Source organism: Legionella saoudiensis (assembly GCF_001465875.1).
In the GTDB taxonomy this organism is placed as follows: Bacteria; Pseudomonadota; Gammaproteobacteria; order Legionellales; family Legionellaceae; genus Legionella; species Legionella saoudiensis.
Genome location: NZ_LN901324.1, coordinates 1,677,108 through 1,694,319, shown reverse-complemented (window position 1 = coordinate 1,694,319; position 17,212 = coordinate 1,677,108). Strand labels below are relative to the sequence as shown.

Sequence of the window (17,212 nt, the reverse complement as noted above, 5' to 3'; positions counted from 1 at the left end):
TATGAATGCTAAAAAACAATTGATATTTGGTTCGTTCATCTGCTTTGTTGGGGCAGTGTTTTATTGTTATGAGTTTATCCTGCGTATCATACCCGGTGTGTTACAGGCTGAACTCAGTATTGCTCTGGGGCATATTTCTGCAACGACATTTGGCCAAATATCGGCACTCTACTATTTTGCCTACTCACCTATGCAAATGCCGGTAGGGATGCTTATGGATAGATATGGGCCTAGAAGGTTACTTACCTTTGCATGTATTTGCTGTACTGTGGGCTCATGGATGTTCACCTTAACATCATCTATGTTTTTAGTAGGGGCGGGCCGCTTTTTAGTAGGGTTTGGCTCGTCTTTTGCCTTTGTCGGTGTTTTATCCTTAGCATTACATTGGCTACCCAGACGTTATTTCTCTCTTGTAGCCGGTTTAATGACTACTCTAGGCATGTTGGGGCTGGTTTATGGTGAAGTAAAAATCACTGAATGGTCTCAACGTGTTGGCTGGGAGCAGGTGTTATTATTCATTGCCATCATCGGTTCTGGCTTGAGCGTTTTGATGTTGCTCGTAGTTCGTGACGGTCCTACTGGTCATCAATCCAATAAACATCCCTTACCAGAGTTTTTTCATAACGTACTAAAAGTATTAATGGCTCCTGAGGTATGGCTAATCGGTTTTGTAGGCGCTTGCCTGTATACGTCCTTATCGGTGTTTGGCGAGTTATGGGGCAAGACCTATTTAGAACAGGCGCATCATTTAACCAAGGTTGAAGCGGCGAGAACCGTTTCCGCAGTATTCTTAGGTTGGGCTGTTGGTGCTCCTATCGCTGGATACCTTTCTGATCGTACAGGAAGAAGATTATTACCCTTGGTAGTGGGGGCTATTCTTTCCTTAATTTGTATTAGCTTGGTCTTGTACATGCCAGGATTATCTTATACCTCACTTAATATTCTCTTATTTTTGTATGGGGTATTTAGTGCGACAGAAATCATTGTATTTATTATGGCTAAAGAATGTAGTGGTGCTCAGCTATCGGGTACAGTCTTTGCCGCGACTAACATGATTGTAACTTTAGGCGGTGTTGTTTTCCAACCCTTAGTTGGTAAGCTGTTAGATACTTTTGGTGATAGTGGAATTGTAGGTGGCGAGCATATTTATACGGTGGTAGATTATCAAGTTGCCTTATCGATATTACCGATTTCTCTTTTATTAGTTACTATTCTAGCATTCTTTATTAAAGATCACTCTGCGCACTAAGCGTGTTTCCAATCTTTCAGTGTAGCCTGGTTGTTTGCAAACAGGCTATGCTTAACTAAAAATAGCCAGCAATTCTTTAACCGGCCGACGTAGCTCCGTTTTGCAATTGATATATCGCGATACGGGAAAGCTTTTAATATTTGCTTTGCGGTAATGATAGCGAGTAAATTCAGTATCATGATTGGATAAGATAACCGGAATGCCTTTCGCTGCTGCTTCTTTAGCTAGCTCGGTTAATTCAATCTGGTCTTCCGTAGTGAATAACTTTTGGTTATAAGGCAAAAGTTTGGTTTTTTCTGAAAGAGGCACATAAGGGGGATCGCAATAAATGACATCACCTCGCTCTGCTTGTTCAAAAGTCTTGCGGAAATCTTGGTGAATAAATTGCGTATTTTGGCACTTTTCATGGAATAATTGCATTTCTTTGCAAGGAAAATACGGCCTTGTATAAAGCCCAAAAGGAACATTATATATGCCTTGAGAGTTATAGCGACATAAGCCATTATAGCCATGGCGGTTTAGATATAAAAATAAGGCTGCTCTCTGGGAGGAATAAGGTGCTTGGTTAAATTCACTGCGGAAAGGATAATACTTTTCTTTGCAATTAAATTCAGGGGTAAAATAGCTACGACATAGGTTAATAAATTCATTGCCCTCTTGCTGCAGGTAAGTAAAAAGATGGACTAAATCTAAATTGCTTTCAGCTAATACATAAGACGGATAAGCGGTATTCATAAAAATAACCCCTGAACCAGCAAATGGTTCGATTAAACGCTTACCAGACGGCAAAAAAGGGATAATTTTATCCAAACAATTATATTTACTACCTGCCCACTTTAGAAAAGGTCTTATTTTGATCATAATTTTATGGGGGATGAATTCAGAAGCAAGTATTGCTCATTTTGGAAAAAAAAAACAGAATTTTTGTAGTGAGCTTTAATGTTTTTTACAGTCATTTTAAATCTCCTCAACGCTTAATGAGCGCCTACGATCTTATTCTATTTAATTAAACATAAATAATACATCTCAATGCAAAGAAGTCCATTGCAAGATTGGAAAAAACGCATGATGAGCTTTTTGTGTTCACTTGTTGTATAATTTAATGAGTCCTGCTTAGGAGTTTCTAAATTATGCATTTAATTGTTTATTTTTGTGGTACTGGTGATTCGGGTTATTCATTTTCAAGAGATCATGCAGCTTATTCTGAAGAATTGAAAGCCAATAATACGCATACTCTGGTAGTGAACGGTTGCCATCATCCGGAAGTATGTAACGATGGTACTATGCCTGATTTAGATGCTTTTGCTCATCGCTTTATTGGCAAAGTATTTAAAAAGAACGATAAAGGAGAGGTTTTTTTAAGCAAATCAAATTCTGCTGAACTTGCACAGTTAGGAGTGGGTATTCAAGATCCTGACACCGTTTGGGTTGCTGATTATCAAGAACAACAATATGTGCAAATTCCTCAGGGACAACCATTAGCCCCATATCAAAAACATGCAAAATCAGTAGATTCGAAATTTACTCGTAACCCCGATAATAGCTTTGAAAATATGGATGAGCCGATTGAAAGCATTACTTTTGTGGGTTACAGCCGTGGGGCCGTAACTTGTTTTAATGCTGCTCGAGCCAAAGAGAAATTGTTGACGGGTACCAACGTTCCCGTACGCATTGTTGCAGATCAACCCGTACCTGGGACAGCTTATGCTCTTCCTGGAACCAATGCGGCACGCATTGCTGATTGTAGTGATTTGAAACAAGTCACTAAAGTAGATTTAACTATTGCAGCATATACTGGCCTTAGCACACTAGGTGGTTTTGCCGGAAAATTAAAGCGACTATTTCATAACATATTCTTCTCTCAAGTGATACCGAAATTGCCGGCCGATAATTGCAAGCTCAATCTGACAGTGATGCCTCGTGCGAATCATTGGGAAGGGGAGCTTAATGGTTCACAGCATTTACATATGAATTTAACCCAGCAGTTAGCGGATGAAGGATTGCTCGATCAAAAAGTTGCCACGCAAAAAAGAAATGTAGTTTTGGACTATTACCGTAGAAATAAACCCTTATTCCCTAATGCAGGCGAAGTACAAGGTTCATTTGGCGCTAGTATTGCAGAGCTGTATGATAATGTTGACCCACGCTATCTTGCTGAATTAAGCACGAAAGAATATCAAGAGTTTTTATATCAATGGTGGGAAGCTCAAGAAACGAGCGCATCGTTCTTTTCTACACAATTAACTAAAGACTTGGAAGCCGTTCTTAAAGATACAAATTATGATGATATTGGCCAGCGTTCTTTGGACATCTTTAGAAAAGCCGATACTTGGCTTTTGGCAAAAGAGGGGGTTGGCAGTTCTCGATATGAACAAGTAATGAAACTAAGAGAAAAGGTGCGCGCTGTTATAATAGAAAATAGTGTGAATTTAGAAGACGTACAAGAAAAACTAGATGCGATTCATCGAGAATCGGTTCATTCAACCCGTTATTTCGAACAACGGTGGCAGCGAGAGAGTAAAGCAGCTTCTTGGTTTAAAACCAAAGCCACAGTCGAATTGGATAAGGCATTTACAGAACATGCAAATGCCAGTGTACCGAGTAAAGAAAATGATGAGAAATTACTCGAGGCAATTGATAAATGGTTAGAGGCTAAGATGCCCCTCAATGAGAACTTTAAAAGCACAAGTAGCCGTTTTGATCTGGTTCAAGGGATTAGAGAGCGTTTAGTGGAAGAAATTAATAGATATCCTAAGCTAGACCAAGATTTTGAGCTTAGAGCAATTAGGTAAAGGTATCGGGTTTCCGGGGCTCCTGGAAGCTCGCAAGCCATTAGTTATTCGGGCTATTTCTTAACAGTTTGCTCGTATGAGAAAATACAGTAGAGCCCAGTAAAATTAATCAAAATTTGATTTACACGATAACATTGCAGAGCTATTATTGATTTCTGACACAAAAATCAATAATAGAGAATAGCATGAATCAGCGTGGCGGTAGACGTGTAGGATCAGGAAGACCTCCTGGGCAGGGTAAATATGGATCGGAGCCTACAAAGACCATACGAGTACCTATCTTCCGTATAGCAGAAATCCAAGAGTTATTAAATAGCGAATCTAAAAGCCATCGTGTGCCGGTTTATTCCAGCAAAGTGCAGGCTGGTTTCCCTTCTCCTGGAGATGATTATATTGAGCGATATTTGGATTTGAATCAGCAATTAATTAGACATCCCGCAGCTACGTTTATTGTCATTGCTACGGGTGACTCTATGACAGATGTTGGCATTCATTCTGGGGATATGTTGCTTGTTGATAGAAGCCTTGAGGCTCAGCACGGGGCTATTGTGATAGCCGCATTAAATGGGGAATTAACGGTTAAGCGTTTATCCAAAACACCCAATAAGGTGCAGTTGCTTCCAGAAAATCCACGCTATAAACCCATTGATATTACTGAGGGCGAGGACCTTGTGATTTGGGGTGTTGTAACTTATGTAATTCATAGTTTTTTATGAGATTAGTTACACTGATGTTATCGAGGTCTTATTATGTTCGCCTTAATTGATTGTAATAATTTCTATGCCTCCTGCGAGCGTCTTTTTCGGCCGGATTTGCAGCATAAGCCTATTATTGTATTGTCGAATAATGATGGTTGTGTCATTGCACGCTCCAATGAAGCGAAAGCCTTAGGAATTGCTATGGGGGTGCCTTATTTTAAGGTTAAGGCGTTGTGCCAACGCGCAGAGGTACATGTTTTTTCCTCTAATTTTGCTTTATATGGTGATTTATCACATCGGGTAATGGCAACGATTGAGCAAGAATGGCCTGAAGTTGAAATTTATTCGATTGATGAAGCATTTCTTAATTTAACTAGCCTACCCACAGGCCAGCATGATGCCTTTTGTGCGGCCTTACAACGGAAAATTTTAAAAAATACAGGCATTCCTACGTCTATTGGCATTGGAAAGAGTAAAACCCTGGCAAAAGCTGCTAATTATTTATGCAAGAAAATACTTAAGCTACCTACGTTTAATTTAACTAATCAAGGTGAATGGTTAAAACAAATTCCTATAGGCGAGGTCTGGGGGGTTGGCAGGAAGTGGAGTAAAAAATTTATTCAGCAAGGTATTTATACTGCTTATGATCTTTCCATAATGGATATAAATTTATTGAAAAGGCGTTTTAATGTGACCGTTGTGCGTACTGCTTTGGAGTTACGAGGAGTTTCTTGTGGAGACTTTGGGCGAGATGAGGTCAAGCAAAGTATTTTATCCTCTAAGAGCTTTGGTTCCTTGCAATCAGATTATGCTGCGGTGGCTGAGTCTTTAAGCAGCCATTGTGCTCGAGCCGTTGAAAAGCTGCGCGAACAGAACTCTTTAGTACGGAAAATATCTATTTTTGTTCAAACAAACCGATTTCGTGAAGACTTAGCCCAGCATGTTCAATCTATTGAACTACAATTTCCATACCCCACTGATGATGTGCGTATAGTTACCCACTTTGCCAAGCAGGGCTTACTAAGAATTTTTAAAGCAGGATATTATTATAAAAAAACCGGTGTTTGTTTGGAGGAGTTGCTTCCTAAGGCATCTACGCAAATGGATTTGTTCCATCAGCCTAGTGAGGAGACATTGCAAAAAACGGAAAAAATAATGTCGGTTCTCGATAAAATCAATCAACGTTTTGGCCGACATACCCTACACCTTGCGGCTGAAGGAAGTAGTAAGCCTTGGGATTCGCGCCTTCAATTACGCTCCCCATGTTATACCACACAATGGTCTGAATTACTTAGAGTGCATAATGCCACCTAGAATGCAGACTGGCTGCCAAGCCCAGCATTGGAGTTAAGATAAGCTTATTGCCGGGCTTGATGGTTGAACCTACTTAGCCTTGCATGCGTAAGGTTATTTCAGTAGGGGCTTCTAAGTTAATCTCTGTTTTAAAACTTTTTTGTAAGAGCTCCAGTGCCGCTAATGTTTTCCTAAGCATAGAGGATAACGGGCTTATGGTTAGGGTATTCCAAATAGGGTGTTTTCTTGCAAAAAGAGCATCTGCTTGGTTTATGATGTTGGTTGTTTTTTGATAAAAATCGTTTAGTTCATCCTGGCTGCTGGCGTGTAACAATTGTTCCAAGAGGAGCTGATATTCATTTTTTAACATGATTTCTTTTTTGGAAATGGAATTTTGAGGATTATTCGAATAATCTTCAAAATATTTTTCTATGGTTGGGCGAATGATGTTAAAGGTAGATGAAAAATATATGCGTTGGATAATCTGTATGAATGCCTCGTCCACATTATTTCTTTTAAGCCCTGATGTTTCTAAATAGGCAATTCCTAGTTTTTGAGCCAGCTGTTGGGCTTGTTCCTCAGAAACCCTACGTGTTTGCGTTAAATCCGTTTTACAGCCGATGAGCATGATGGGAATATTAGGTTGAACTTTGCGCAGTTCATTGACGTAGTTGTTTACATTCGTCAATGAAAATGGGCTCGTTACATCAAAGCAGACTAGAGCGCCATTTGTATCCGGAATGTATCTTTTAACCAGCTTCCAAAGATGCGGGTCTCCGCCTGCATCCCAGACTTTTAAGTTAATGTTTTGGTTGAAAAGAGATAGAAGGCTTGTTTTTTGCTCCACACCACAGGTGGAATAATAGCAATCAGGATCTTGCTCTTTAACAAACTTTTGCAACAAAGTTGTTTTACCAACAGCACGATCACCAAGGATCAATAGTTTAAAAAAACGATTCGGTTCTTGTTTTTGTTGCATAGTACACCTCGCATCTATTTATACGGTTTATTACCGGGCAATTACTGCCGCGGTCATTCGTGCAATGCATGTTTTACTTCCAACCTCGTTACAGATAATGACTTCCCAAACTTGAGTAGTTTTGCCTATATGAATGGGGGTGGTTACCGCAGTGACAATTCCTTCTTTAACTGCACGCAAGTGATTGGCATTTATTTCCAGCCCTACACAATAATAGCGTTGGAGGTCAACAACCCCATTTGCAGCCGTACTGGCAATGGTTTCAGCTAAGGCAACATTTGCTCCGCCATGTAGCAGGCCCAACGGTTGTTTGGTACGTTCAGTTACTGGCATGGTAGCTTTTAAAAAATTATCGCCTATTTCAGTAAACTGAATACCAAGAAATTCCGACATGGTATTTCTCCCAAACTCATTTAACCGCTCGAGAGAAACTTCTTTAAACCAAATAGCCATTTTGATCTCCTTTTATCCTTCAGATAAGATAAACTGTATTATAAATAAAACCAATAAGAATCTTTTATGAATAATTTATCTTGTATGCGTTGCTTTGTTTCAGGTAAGGTGCAGGGGGTTTGGTATCGTGCCTCGGCGAAAGAACAAGCAGAACAATTAGGAGTTAATGGCTGGGCTCGTAATTTGCCTGACGGACGGGTGGAGGTTTTTGCTTGTGGGCCACAGGACAAATTAGAGCAATTATATCTTTGGCTGCAGGAAGGGCCACGCTTAGCTATTGTGCATGACTGTTCTCGTGAGGATTTACCTTGGGAAGAGTATGAGGGGTTTGATACTTTTTAAATAAATGTGCACATTTAAAATAAATAGTCTGGCTGCTTGCAACTGTATCCTCTACACATCTCAGCTAACACCGTGATACCCCAGCAAATCCCGAGACATTAAAGTGTAGAGCTGGCTTGTGTGAGAAGATACAGCTGTTTGCAAGCGGGATTAGTTTCACCAGATATGTTTTACTGTCGTCATTGCTGTGCTATGGGTAGTGATTCAGGTTCTATGCTACGTACCCTGGGTTGCTTCGTCACTACGTTTCTCGCAATGACGGGATTGAGCAATTGTCCTTCGGTTTAAATCGCTATTAACTAATAAATGGCGTAAATTGATATGGTTTGCTTTATCCGTCATTGAACGAAGTGAAACAACTCAGAGTTTCGGGCTTCGCTCATGCAATTAGCAGCAATTTTTCGTGATGTAGAGCTCCAGGTTGTAAGCAACTAATGTCACTTACTTAAGATAATTATCGGAACTGTAGCCGTATTAACGCGAGTGTAATACGGGCTACGGCATCTATATAACTATATAAATAAATGACATCCGTCATTGCGAACGAAGTGAAGCAACCCAGAGTTCGGGCTTCGATCACGCGACTAGCAACAACTTTTCGTGAGCATTAGAGAAACCGGTTGCTTGCAGCTAGAGTTTCCTTAAACAGCAACAAGTCGCTCCTCTAGCGCAAGGCAATTCCTGCAATATCCACGAAATACACGTTTTGGCTGGCTAAGCCAATTTCATGTTTATTGATAATAAACCACAATGCTTTTTGAGTTTGATAGATGTTGCGGATAGAAAAGCCATTATCCCAACAAGAATCTGGTTTTTGTTTTAACGTCAATTTGTTGACGCCATTAAACCAAAACTCCAAGTCAATGGAGTTTGGGGTATCTGCGCAGTATTCGGAGGGAATGCTTTTCACCATGAATTTTTTGGTGCCTCCATTGATAATATCGACCCAACCTGCAACCGATTCAGGATGGTTATCCGTAATCGCCATATGGGCTTCAGAGATGAATTGATTATCCAGATCAATTTCATATTCTTTTAAAATAGAGCTGTTTTTTTCCAGAAGGTGGTCAACCAAATCGGCAAGCTCTTTTTCCCCACCGTCCATCCGATAAGCACCATCTTGAAATAAGGGTTCTTCAATTCCTGCTTTTTTAATAATTAGGCTTGCAAAAGGGGCATGAGAAGAGGGGCCGAAATGCGTTAGCATAAATGCTGCGACTGTACCTTCTCGAGTAGTACCCACAAGTGCGTAGCGTGCAATTGATGGTGGAGCTGCATAAGCGTGATTAACTAAGAAAAATAGAACTAACAGTAAATAAAATCGTATAACTTGAATCATATATCATCCATAATTGATAATCCGACGTAGACCACTTCTGAATTTTAGCCATTATCGTCATGAGGTCAATAGTGGAATTTCCTAATTTTGAAAATATTTGTCTATAATTAACTCATAAATGGTTAATATACTGGAATTATTATGGTTAATCGTGTTATTCAAAAAACGATAGATATCTATCAGTATCCCAAAGAATTTGAAGGAAATTCTGGTTCTGTAACCATCGGTGATCTTCATGGAAATGCAGTTAAATTAGTGCATTTTTTATTACGTCAAGATGTTATTCAATTTAAAGCTGGCGTAGAAAACCCTGCGGAACTCTATGCTCAGTTCGTTAATTTATACGATAAAATGGGTGCAGCGGTTGAGACCCTAAAATATAGTGCATCCGCTATAAAAACACAGCAAGATACCAATAAGGGACATGAGAAAAAAATAGCTCGACACGCAGAGCTGAGTGCTAAGGCAGAGCGTACACCTGAAGAAGAGAAAGAGCTGGAAAGTATAAACCCAGACCAATATAGGGAATTTATAAGCAGAGGCCTAGAAAAAATCAGAGCCGAACAGGAGGCAATAGAGAATAGTAAAAACCTATTACCTGTTCTTCTTGATGAGTTTCATCAGTTTCTAGCCCAAATTGAGGTTAAAGATAAAAATGCATTAGTTCGGCTTATTGGTGATGAGCTTGCAGACCGTGGTAGTAATGATTATTTTACTTTGCGTCTCTTGGAGCTATTAAATGATAATGGCGTTAAAGTACATATTACGATTTCCAATCATAGTAATGAGTTTGTTACAGCCTATGAAAATTTACTTAATAATTTAGGGCTTAAAGCAAAAGAAGATGTTTCTGATCCGGATAAGCTATCGTTCCTTGGGTTGAGGATATTGCTTGAACAAGGTCTTGTTCAAGAATCTCAAATCACCGATCTGGTACAAAGAGTATATAAACCTACATTAAAGGTTATCGACTACACTCTGAGTGATGAAGGGATTACCTTATTTTCACACGCTCCTGTTCGTTTTGATGTGATTGAACATATAGCTAACAAATTTGGAGTGGTTTACGATGATTCAACTAAAGAGGCATTAGCGGCAACCATTGATAAGATCAATGTTAAATTTAGTCAGGCTGTTGCAGAAAATCGTATTAATGAATTATGTGATACGTCTGAAATTTCATCGCTTGAGAATATGACGCCTGAAGAAATAGCCGCTTCACCCTTAGTTAATGTGATCTGGAATCGATGGTCGAAAGAAGCAGATACAGAAGATGCTCGTCCCAGTGAGAAAAATGGATATAAAATTGGTTATAACCATGGCCATGATCCTTACCAAAGTCAGTTTACGCATGTAAATAATTTGGATACTGCATGTGGTAAAGGCGCTCCCAGACAAGTTGCCAAAAAATTAGCTGATGCACAAACAATAGTTAATTCACCCACTGAATCTCAGCTGAAGAAGGACGCTCAAGCTTATATTGATAGTGTAAATTGCTATAAAGTACTCGATTCAGACGAAAGAAGTGTAGCGCATCAGTTTACACCGGAGGGAATCGATAAAGAATTTAAACAAAAGAACCAATCATTTTTTGCGAATTTATTTGATAAAGTGGCCCAAGTGGCTAAGAGCGTGGTCGACGGCATTGCTAAGTTTGGACAAGGCTTATGGGATAGAGTTAAAGAGACGGTTTCTAATTTGGTTAATCCCGATGCTAAAGAAAAGCCAGCGCAAGAGGCCTTAGGAAAAATGAAAAAAGAAGTACAAGTATACAATAGTGCAAAAGATAGGCTGGAATTGTTTTTAGGTGGGGTAACTCAAGGGCCCTATAGCAGTGCTCAGATAAAAGCAGATATGGCTATTATGAGTAATGCTGCAGCGAATATAAAAGCAATGGAAATATCTCCAGAAGTAAAAGCACTAGCAAAGAAATATGAATATGCAACGGATATGAGTAAATTAAACTGGGCAGCTTATGCTGAATGCGAGCAAATTAAAAAAGGTGAATTAACCCATGACCGCTTATTTCAACGCTTAGATGTGGCCTTAGATAAAATAGCACAAAAGCAAAAACAAGAGCCATCTCCCTGGGTTAGAGCTCAGCCTCACGAACGTCATGATTTAGTGGTGAATCAGACGTCTGGCAGTACCATAAATGTTTCTCATGAGGTTAAAGACACCTTGAATATACATAAAGGGGTTGATGTAAAAGCAAACGATGATGAGCAGGAAAGTGTGTCCATGAGCAACACGTAACCCTACTGCCTAGCTAGCATAAAGATGGAGTTGCTCTGGCGCAATCCATCTTGCAAATCGGCATAAATCACGTTAGAAAAAGATTTAAGTCTATACGGGGAGGAATGCCAGCGGCTTAGGATACCATTATGGACGCAAATTTTGTCACTATCTTTTTGGGCTTTATCGAGGGATTTGGTTTAATTATTTCTCCATGTATTTTACCCATTTTACCGGTATTTTTTGCTACTTCATTAGCTGGTTCGAAAAAGCGTCCTATTGGTATGATCGTAGGTTTTACTTTCTTTTTTGCCCTATTAATTTTTTTCTCCCGTCAATTAGTCCATTATTTAGGGATTAATTTCGAACTCATACGAACTTTGAGTTATGTTATTTTGGTGCTTCTTGGCCTGATTATGCTTTCGGATCATTTAACCGAACAATTCAGCAAGCTTACCCAAAAATTTGCTCAAGCTGGTCAGGTTTTTACTGCCTTGAATAAGGCTGAAGGAGGCTTTTTAAATGGGGTGCTTTTGGGCGGATTGATCGCCATTATTTGGACTCCCTGTGCAGGACCTATTCTAGCTGCAATTATAGTACAAACCGTGGTGCAGAAAACTACGTGGCTGAGCTTCTTTACTTTGTTGGCTTTTGCCTTAGGAGCAGTTATCCCTATGTTCATTATTTCTCTCTATGGAAAAAGGATAATGAATACCTTCACTTTTTTTAAAACACGGGCATCCTTATTCCGCAAATTATTAGGCGCAATCGTTATCGCAAGCGTAGTGTATATGGTCTATTTTGAAAATACGTCCGCATCATCAACTAGCACACAGACCGGAGTTAAAACGTCAAATGCTTTAATTGATGGCTTATGGCGTCCATATCCTGCTCCACCCATTGATGGGATTACTGCCTGGATTAATACAGCTCCTTTACAGTTAAAAAATTTGCAGGGCAAGGTTATTTTGGTGGATTTTTGGACCTATTCTTGCATCAATTGTTTACGTACATTGCCCTATATTAAATCCTGGTACAGTCGATATCGTGATAAAGGGCTGATTATTATTGGCGTCCATACTCCTGAATTTGATTTTGAAAAGGATGTGGGGAATGTTCGCGCAGCAGTGCAACGTGATGGCATTCTCTATCCAGTTGCGCTTGATAATCAATACAGTACTTGGATTAATTTTAAGAATCATTACTGGCCTGCTCATTACTTGATCAATAAGAAAGGAGAGGTGGTTTATGAGCATTTTGGTGAAGGAGATTATGATATTACAGAAAATAATATTCGCTATTTATTAGGTATTAACGAGCTCACCATCTTAAAAAATGAGCCTATGCAAACTGTGCGTGCCTCACAAACACCAGAAACTTATTTGGGGTATGAGCGAGCAAATCCTAATTTTAGTCCTAAACTAATAAAAGATAAGATTGTTCAATATCAATTTCCACCGCAATTGGCAGAAAATAGTTGGGCTTTAGATGGTTTATGGCAAGCCAATGCCGACAGTATTACAGCTATAAAAACAATGGCAGCATTGAAAATACACTTTAATGCTCGTAAAGTATTTTTAGTCATGGGGACGAGTACTGGCAAAGCAATTAAAGTGGATGTGATGTTTAACCATAGTTTGGTAAAAAGTATTTTAGTGGATAAATATTCTATTTACGAGGCACTAAGCCAAGCACAATTTTCTAGTGGCGATTTAGAGATTATTGCTAGGGAACCGGGAGTTAAAATTTATACGTTTACGTTTGGTAGTTGACTATTTAAGGAAGATGCTTATGCCTCATATAAAAGTGAATGATATTTCAATGTATTATGAAATTCATGGCCAAGGAGAGCCTATTGTATTTATAGGCGGATTTACTGCAGATCATGTGGTATGGAATGCAACACTAAGTTATTTTAAGGATTATCAGGTTATTTTATTTGATAATCGGGGTGCAGGACAGACGGATGTCCCCGATGGCCCCTACAGCATCGAGCAAATGGCTGATGATGTTGCTGCACTATGTGAGTCATTAGGGATTTTGCGTGCGCATTTTGTGGGTAATTCCATGGGAGGCTTTATTTTACAAACCTTGATAATGCGCCATCGTGATCTGGTAAAGTCAGCGACTCTTTCTAACTCAGTATTAACTCCTCGCGCTCCATTTCAAATTTATCTGGAGGCACTTCGTGAATTAAGAAGCAGCAATGCCTCAGAGGAAGTGCTAATTAAAATGGCTTGTAGCTGGTTCTTTTCTTATCAGTTTATTTCTCAGCCTGGGATGTTGGAAGTATTAACGCAAATGGGACTGAAAAACCCTTATCCGGTGACTGATAAAGGATTTGATGCACAGTACGCAGCACTACAGAAATTTGATTCAAGTTCTTGGGCCCAAAAAATTAATGTACCCACCTTGGTTTTGGCGGGGGATCAAGATTTGGTATTTCGGGAAACGTTAGTCAAACAGCTCGCTGCGAATATTCCCAATGCTCGATACTATTGTTTTTCTGACTGCGGCCATTTACCACAAATAGAATATCCAGAAAAATTTGCTGAATTAGTGGATATGTTTATTAAAAGTTTGGATTAAAAGATAAGGCAGTGGTTAGATTGTAATTTATTTTACCTTAATGATGAATGCAACCCAGGGGTATGCTGCAAATCCCTGGGTTGATTGACAGCTTTCAATCATAGAATTGAAAGCCTTTGAGGCCAGGGTTTAAAACCCCCCTGGCAAATTAATTGTTCCTGCAGAAGTCGGCGTCGCCGGATTAGAGTTAATATTACACCCCTTCGACTTCTCCTTAACCGTAGTTACCGAACCATCACCACCAATCGTTAGCGTGCATAAATTGCCATTACTTCCTGCAACAGTCATCGTTGAAGGAGCGGCAATGTTTTTGAGTAAACACGCAGGGTTTTTAGTCACCGGATCGGGACATTGGATGGTATTATTAACTAATACAGGTTTAAATGGATAGCCAACATACAGTATGAACGAAAACTGAGTGACAGGGGGAGGCGTATCTCCACTGCAAAGTTTCCCTTGAGTAACTCCAGGTTGAATATTTTCTAAGGTACATGCCAGGGCGCCATTATTGTAGAAATGGACCGTTTTCGCAATGCTGTCTCCATTGTAAGCTGCTACGTATAGAGATTTACCTGAACCAAAGGCGGCGTAACTAGGGGTATCCGCAGTGATATTGGAGTTTAAGTTACCTAGATTTTTCAAGTTTTGAATCCAGTAATAAATGCTAGGTAATGTTTCCCCAGGATCCGGAGTGTTGCCTTGTTGATCAAAATATTGCGCATAATACTGAGACGCTAAGGTTGGATTACCTAAGGCCAAATATTTCAGCAATGTGCCGCAATAAGCAGAGTTTTTAGGATCTCCGCTACAAGGGTTTTTCGCATCTTGAGTATAAACCTGATTAACAAAATTGGCATCAAATCCTAAATACAAAGAGCCTGCGGTAATCGGTAAAGTGTTTGATGCTAAATTTTGGTAATAACAGGGCTGTCCTGCACAAAAATAAGTAGACCGATCTTGCTTACCGCCCCATACATTACCCAATGAAAGGTATGTTTGGCCCGTACTGCTATTAGACCAACCTATAGGAAATACTCCGGAGTTAGGATTTTGATTAAAATGATAATGATTTAGTCCTTGCTCCTCAGTGGTATATAAATACAAGCCAGTCTCTAAAAGATCTTGTGGAGAGCTATTATCTCCAGCAAAACTAAGGCCTTGGGTATTGATACCCCAAAGCACAATTGCTTGGGCAAGATTCATAAACTCAGCACTATCTTCCTCATTAGTATTGTCTAAGCTATAGGGCATGCCTAGCGCTGAGGATAAACCGGAGTAGGGATCAAAACTACGAAAATGTGGGAATTGTGTGGCTTCATTACCGTCTTCGCCATATTTATAGTTACAAATATCACGAATCAATAAATTAACCATTCCACCATATTGTTGAGCCCAAGTTTTATCAAACTGCGCAATTGTGGCGGCTGAATCTAATAAATATCCCCAGTGGAAACCATGATCGGTTAAGGTTGTAGCGGTAAAAAAGCCACTAGGGAAGCCCATCATTGTATGCCAGTCGTTATTATAGCTATAAAACCAGCTTCCTTGAGCACGCGTACAATCACTAGCGCCTCCAGGACAAGGGTCAGTATAATTTAAACCGGTTAGAAAACTCGTAACTTGCCCTTTGAGTTGTTGTAGCAATGTATTTCTAATATTTTGATATTTTGTTGATGAGGTGCTATCTGCACGCATTAGCATATCCGCTATTTTAATTAATTGTGCTTCGCGGCTTAATAATTTGCCGGTAGCATAAGTATCAGTCCAGGGATTTTTTGAGTCCAGATGTGGGTCAGCAGGCATTGTAAAAGAGTAACTACCAATTTTAGTTAAATCGCTCTGGCTTAGCTGACTGGGTAATACCGGCAATATCCCTCTAAAAGGCACTTGAGTAGTAAAGGATGCAGTTTGCGCAGCTGTACTGGGAACTGCATACAAGTGCATAGTTCCTTTAAGAGTTTGGATTACTCCCTTGGCACTTGCACATTCGTCATTTAATAAACAATGAGCTTTATCCGCGCTACTCATGTTTTTAATTTGCCAAGGATAAAGCATTACCGCTGGCTGATTTTGTAGGGAAGCATTGCTGTAAAGCATTTTTGTAGTGAAATTAAAATGCGTGATCACTTGCGAATTCGCTTTATCATATTCATAGCTAATGGCTGTATTATTAATTGCGGTATAGGCATATGCCTGTAATTGGCTCATCAATTGTATAGCCTCTGCATCGGATGCCGCAGGAATAGCCGCTAGAGTAAAATAGTTATCTGCATCATTCGTATTAATTAATGTCGCAGGAACAATGTTTCCACTTCCTCCTTGGCTTATTGGCACAATTGGTACTCCTGAAGCAGTTTTCCAGGTGCTAGCAGCCTTATTGGGATTGGAAAAATAGGCATAGTAATGATAATTCCCCTCAGAAGCATTTTTAGTTTTAAATAGACTAGCTCCGTTTAGCTGAGTAAGAAGTTTCGCATCTTGAGAGTTGTTGAATTGCAAATAAGAAAGGGTTTGCTTGTTTTTCTTTTCCACGAAGATAAAAGGTGAACCTTCAATAATATTCGCTGTTAATAAGGGAGCATTATTATTGGCCCATTGTGCTTTAACCATCCAATCTGAATAATCAGCAACTAAAGGGGCGGTTCCTTTTAAATCTCCAGTTGTCACGGTAATGTCTAAAGTATTGGTATAGCCTCTATCTATATGTACCGTATCCACATTCGCTTTTTGTAAAGGAATTCCCATAGCAATACCTTGATCGCTTAAACCTACTGTAATTGGGTTAGGGATCATAAGTAAGGGGGATAAAAAATCACTATCTTGAATTTGTCCTGCAGGTTTATCCACAGCAAGTAAAGGAGTCCACCACATACCCGTAGTTGTGGGTTTGTTGGCTAATCCAAATTGGCTGCCTCTAAAGAGACTTTTTAAACTGGAATAATTATTGATTAATGGATAACCAGCATCCTTTGAAACCCGAGAGGGATAGGTTTGTGCTAATTTAGAGATTTGCTGATTATCATAATATATGCCTTGTCCTAAAGCGGTTTCTGCTTGCACCACATTGACAGGTATTAACAGGGTACAGGTTATAAGCGAACAGTATATTTTAATTCGATTAAAGAAATATCGATACTCTCCCATAAGTTTATCTCCATATTATTTTTAGTGGAACCTTTAACTTTAGTACATAAAAAAAATAATACCAATTATCTTAAGGAAAAAATTAGAGAATTTTGCCTA

Annotated in this window: 13 protein-coding genes; 8 read left to right on the top strand and 5 right to left on the bottom strand. The window is 39.4% G+C overall.

Annotated elements, in window-relative coordinates:
• The first annotated feature begins 1 nt into the window (after position 1).
• Positions 2 to 1,249 carry an MFS transporter gene (locus BN3124_RS16280; protein WP_149865290.1) on the top strand — a complete coding sequence of 416 codons (1,248 nt, stop codon included), beginning with the start codon at positions 2 to 4 and terminating at the stop codon, positions 1,247 to 1,249.
• A 51-nt stretch (positions 1,250 to 1,300) separates the two neighbouring features.
• Here the strand turns inward: BN3124_RS16280 and BN3124_RS16275 are convergent, their stop codons facing one another.
• Entirely contained in the window at positions 1,301 to 2,110 is an 810-nt protein-coding gene (locus tag BN3124_RS16275; RefSeq protein ID WP_058535809.1) for a Dam family site-specific DNA-(adenine-N6)-methyltransferase, read from the bottom strand.
• 269 nt (positions 2,111 to 2,379) lie between these two features.
• Between BN3124_RS16275 and BN3124_RS16270 the strand changes: the two genes are divergently transcribed.
• The 3 genes from BN3124_RS16270 to BN3124_RS16260 all read left to right on the top strand — a co-directional run bounded on the left by BN3124_RS16270 (position 2,380) and on the right by BN3124_RS16260 (position 6,053).
• Positions 2,380 to 4,041, top strand: a complete 1,662-nt coding sequence (locus BN3124_RS16270) for a hypothetical protein (RefSeq protein WP_058535808.1) — start codon at positions 2,380 to 2,382, stop codon at positions 4,039 to 4,041.
• Positions 4,042 to 4,226: 185 nt separating this feature from the next.
• Positions 4,227 to 4,757 carry a LexA family protein gene (locus BN3124_RS16265; protein WP_058535807.1) on the top strand — a complete coding sequence of 177 codons (531 nt, stop codon included), beginning with the start codon at positions 4,227 to 4,229 and terminating at the stop codon, positions 4,755 to 4,757.
• A gap of 33 nt (positions 4,758 to 4,790) precedes the next feature.
• The gene (locus BN3124_RS16260; RefSeq protein ID WP_058535806.1) at positions 4,791 to 6,053 is read left to right on the top strand and encodes a Y-family DNA polymerase; all 1,263 of its coding nucleotides are present in this window, start codon (positions 4,791 to 4,793) and stop codon (positions 6,051 to 6,053) included.
• Between the two features lie 73 nt (positions 6,054 to 6,126).
• On the opposite strand, the gene BN3124_RS16255 is transcribed toward BN3124_RS16260, so the two are convergent.
• Positions 6,127 to 7,011, bottom strand: coding sequence for a GTP-binding protein (locus BN3124_RS16255; RefSeq protein ID WP_058535805.1), 885 nt, complete (start codon positions 7,009 to 7,011; stop codon positions 6,127 to 6,129).
• A 30-nt stretch (positions 7,012 to 7,041) separates the two neighbouring features.
• On the bottom strand, positions 7,042 to 7,464 hold the full coding sequence (locus BN3124_RS16250; protein WP_058535804.1) for a hotdog fold thioesterase: 423 nt from the start codon (positions 7,462 to 7,464) through the stop codon (positions 7,042 to 7,044).
• Positions 7,465 to 7,530: 66 nt separating this feature from the next.
• Between BN3124_RS16250 and BN3124_RS16245 the strand changes: the two genes are divergently transcribed.
• On the top strand, positions 7,531 to 7,806 hold the full coding sequence (locus tag BN3124_RS16245; RefSeq protein ID WP_058535803.1) for an acylphosphatase: 276 nt from the start codon (positions 7,531 to 7,533) through the stop codon (positions 7,804 to 7,806).
• Positions 7,807 to 8,470: 664 nt separating this feature from the next.
• Here BN3124_RS16245 and BN3124_RS16240 read toward each other — a convergent pair.
• On the bottom strand, positions 8,471 to 9,145 hold the full coding sequence (locus BN3124_RS16240; RefSeq protein ID WP_058535802.1) for a hypothetical protein: 675 nt from the start codon (positions 9,143 to 9,145) through the stop codon (positions 8,471 to 8,473).
• A gap of 141 nt (positions 9,146 to 9,286) precedes the next feature.
• On the opposite strand from BN3124_RS16240, the gene wip reads away from it, so the two are divergent.
• The 3 genes from wip (at position 9,287) to BN3124_RS16225 (ending at position 13,969) form a co-directional block, all read left to right on the top strand.
• A complete protein-coding gene (gene wip, locus BN3124_RS16235) occupies positions 9,287 to 11,401 on the top strand; it encodes a Dot/Icm T4SS effector Wip (RefSeq protein WP_058535801.1) in 2,115 nt (704 codons plus the stop codon).
• Positions 11,402 to 11,529: 128 nt separating this feature from the next.
• Complete coding sequence (locus tag BN3124_RS16230; RefSeq protein WP_058535800.1) at positions 11,530 to 13,152, top strand: cytochrome c biogenesis protein DipZ; 1,623 nt, start codon at positions 11,530 to 11,532, stop codon at positions 13,150 to 13,152.
• A gap of 19 nt (positions 13,153 to 13,171) precedes the next feature.
• A complete protein-coding gene (locus tag BN3124_RS16225; RefSeq protein ID WP_058535799.1) occupies positions 13,172 to 13,969 on the top strand; it encodes an alpha/beta fold hydrolase in 798 nt (265 codons plus the stop codon).
• Between the two features lie 129 nt (positions 13,970 to 14,098).
• On the opposite strand, the gene BN3124_RS16220 is transcribed toward BN3124_RS16225, so the two are convergent.
• The gene (locus BN3124_RS16220; protein WP_078061583.1) at positions 14,099 to 17,113 is read right to left on the bottom strand and encodes a glycosyl hydrolase; all 3,015 of its coding nucleotides are present in this window, start codon (positions 17,111 to 17,113) and stop codon (positions 14,099 to 14,101) included.
• Positions 17,114 to 17,212: the final 99 nt, after the last annotated feature.

What these genes read in the sequence shown, in the direction of transcription:
- BN3124_RS16240 (WP_058535802.1), bottom strand. Translation starts at nt 9,145, where the DNA reads ATGATTCAAGTTATACGATTTTATTTACTGTTAGTTCTATTTTTCTTA.
- BN3124_RS16260 (WP_058535806.1), top strand. Translation starts at nt 4,791, where the DNA reads ATGTTCGCCTTAATTGATTGTAATAATTTCTATGCCTCCTGCGAGCGT.
- BN3124_RS16245 (WP_058535803.1), top strand. Translation starts at nt 7,531, where the DNA reads ATGAATAATTTATCTTGTATGCGTTGCTTTGTTTCAGGTAAGGTGCAG.
- BN3124_RS16265 (WP_058535807.1), top strand. Translation starts at nt 4,227, where the DNA reads ATGAATCAGCGTGGCGGTAGACGTGTAGGATCAGGAAGACCTCCTGGG.
- BN3124_RS16280 (WP_149865290.1), top strand. Translation starts at nt 2, where the DNA reads ATGAATGCTAAAAAACAATTGATATTTGGTTCGTTCATCTGCTTTGTT.
- BN3124_RS16250 (WP_058535804.1), bottom strand. Translation starts at nt 7,464, where the DNA reads ATGGCTATTTGGTTTAAAGAAGTTTCTCTCGAGCGGTTAAATGAGTTT.
- BN3124_RS16225 (WP_058535799.1), top strand. Translation starts at nt 13,172, where the DNA reads ATGCCTCATATAAAAGTGAATGATATTTCAATGTATTATGAAATTCAT.
- BN3124_RS16220 (WP_078061583.1), bottom strand. Translation starts at nt 17,113, where the DNA reads ATGGGAGAGTATCGATATTTCTTTAATCGAATTAAAATATACTGTTCG.
- BN3124_RS16275 (WP_058535809.1), bottom strand. Translation starts at nt 2,110, where the DNA reads ATGATCAAAATAAGACCTTTTCTAAAGTGGGCAGGTAGTAAATATAAT.
- BN3124_RS16270 (WP_058535808.1), top strand. Translation starts at nt 2,380, where the DNA reads ATGCATTTAATTGTTTATTTTTGTGGTACTGGTGATTCGGGTTATTCA.
- wip (WP_058535801.1), top strand. Translation starts at nt 9,287, where the DNA reads ATGGTTAATCGTGTTATTCAAAAAACGATAGATATCTATCAGTATCCC.
- BN3124_RS16230 (WP_058535800.1), top strand. Translation starts at nt 11,530, where the DNA reads ATGGACGCAAATTTTGTCACTATCTTTTTGGGCTTTATCGAGGGATTT.
- BN3124_RS16255 (WP_058535805.1), bottom strand. Translation starts at nt 7,011, where the DNA reads ATGCAACAAAAACAAGAACCGAATCGTTTTTTTAAACTATTGATCCTT.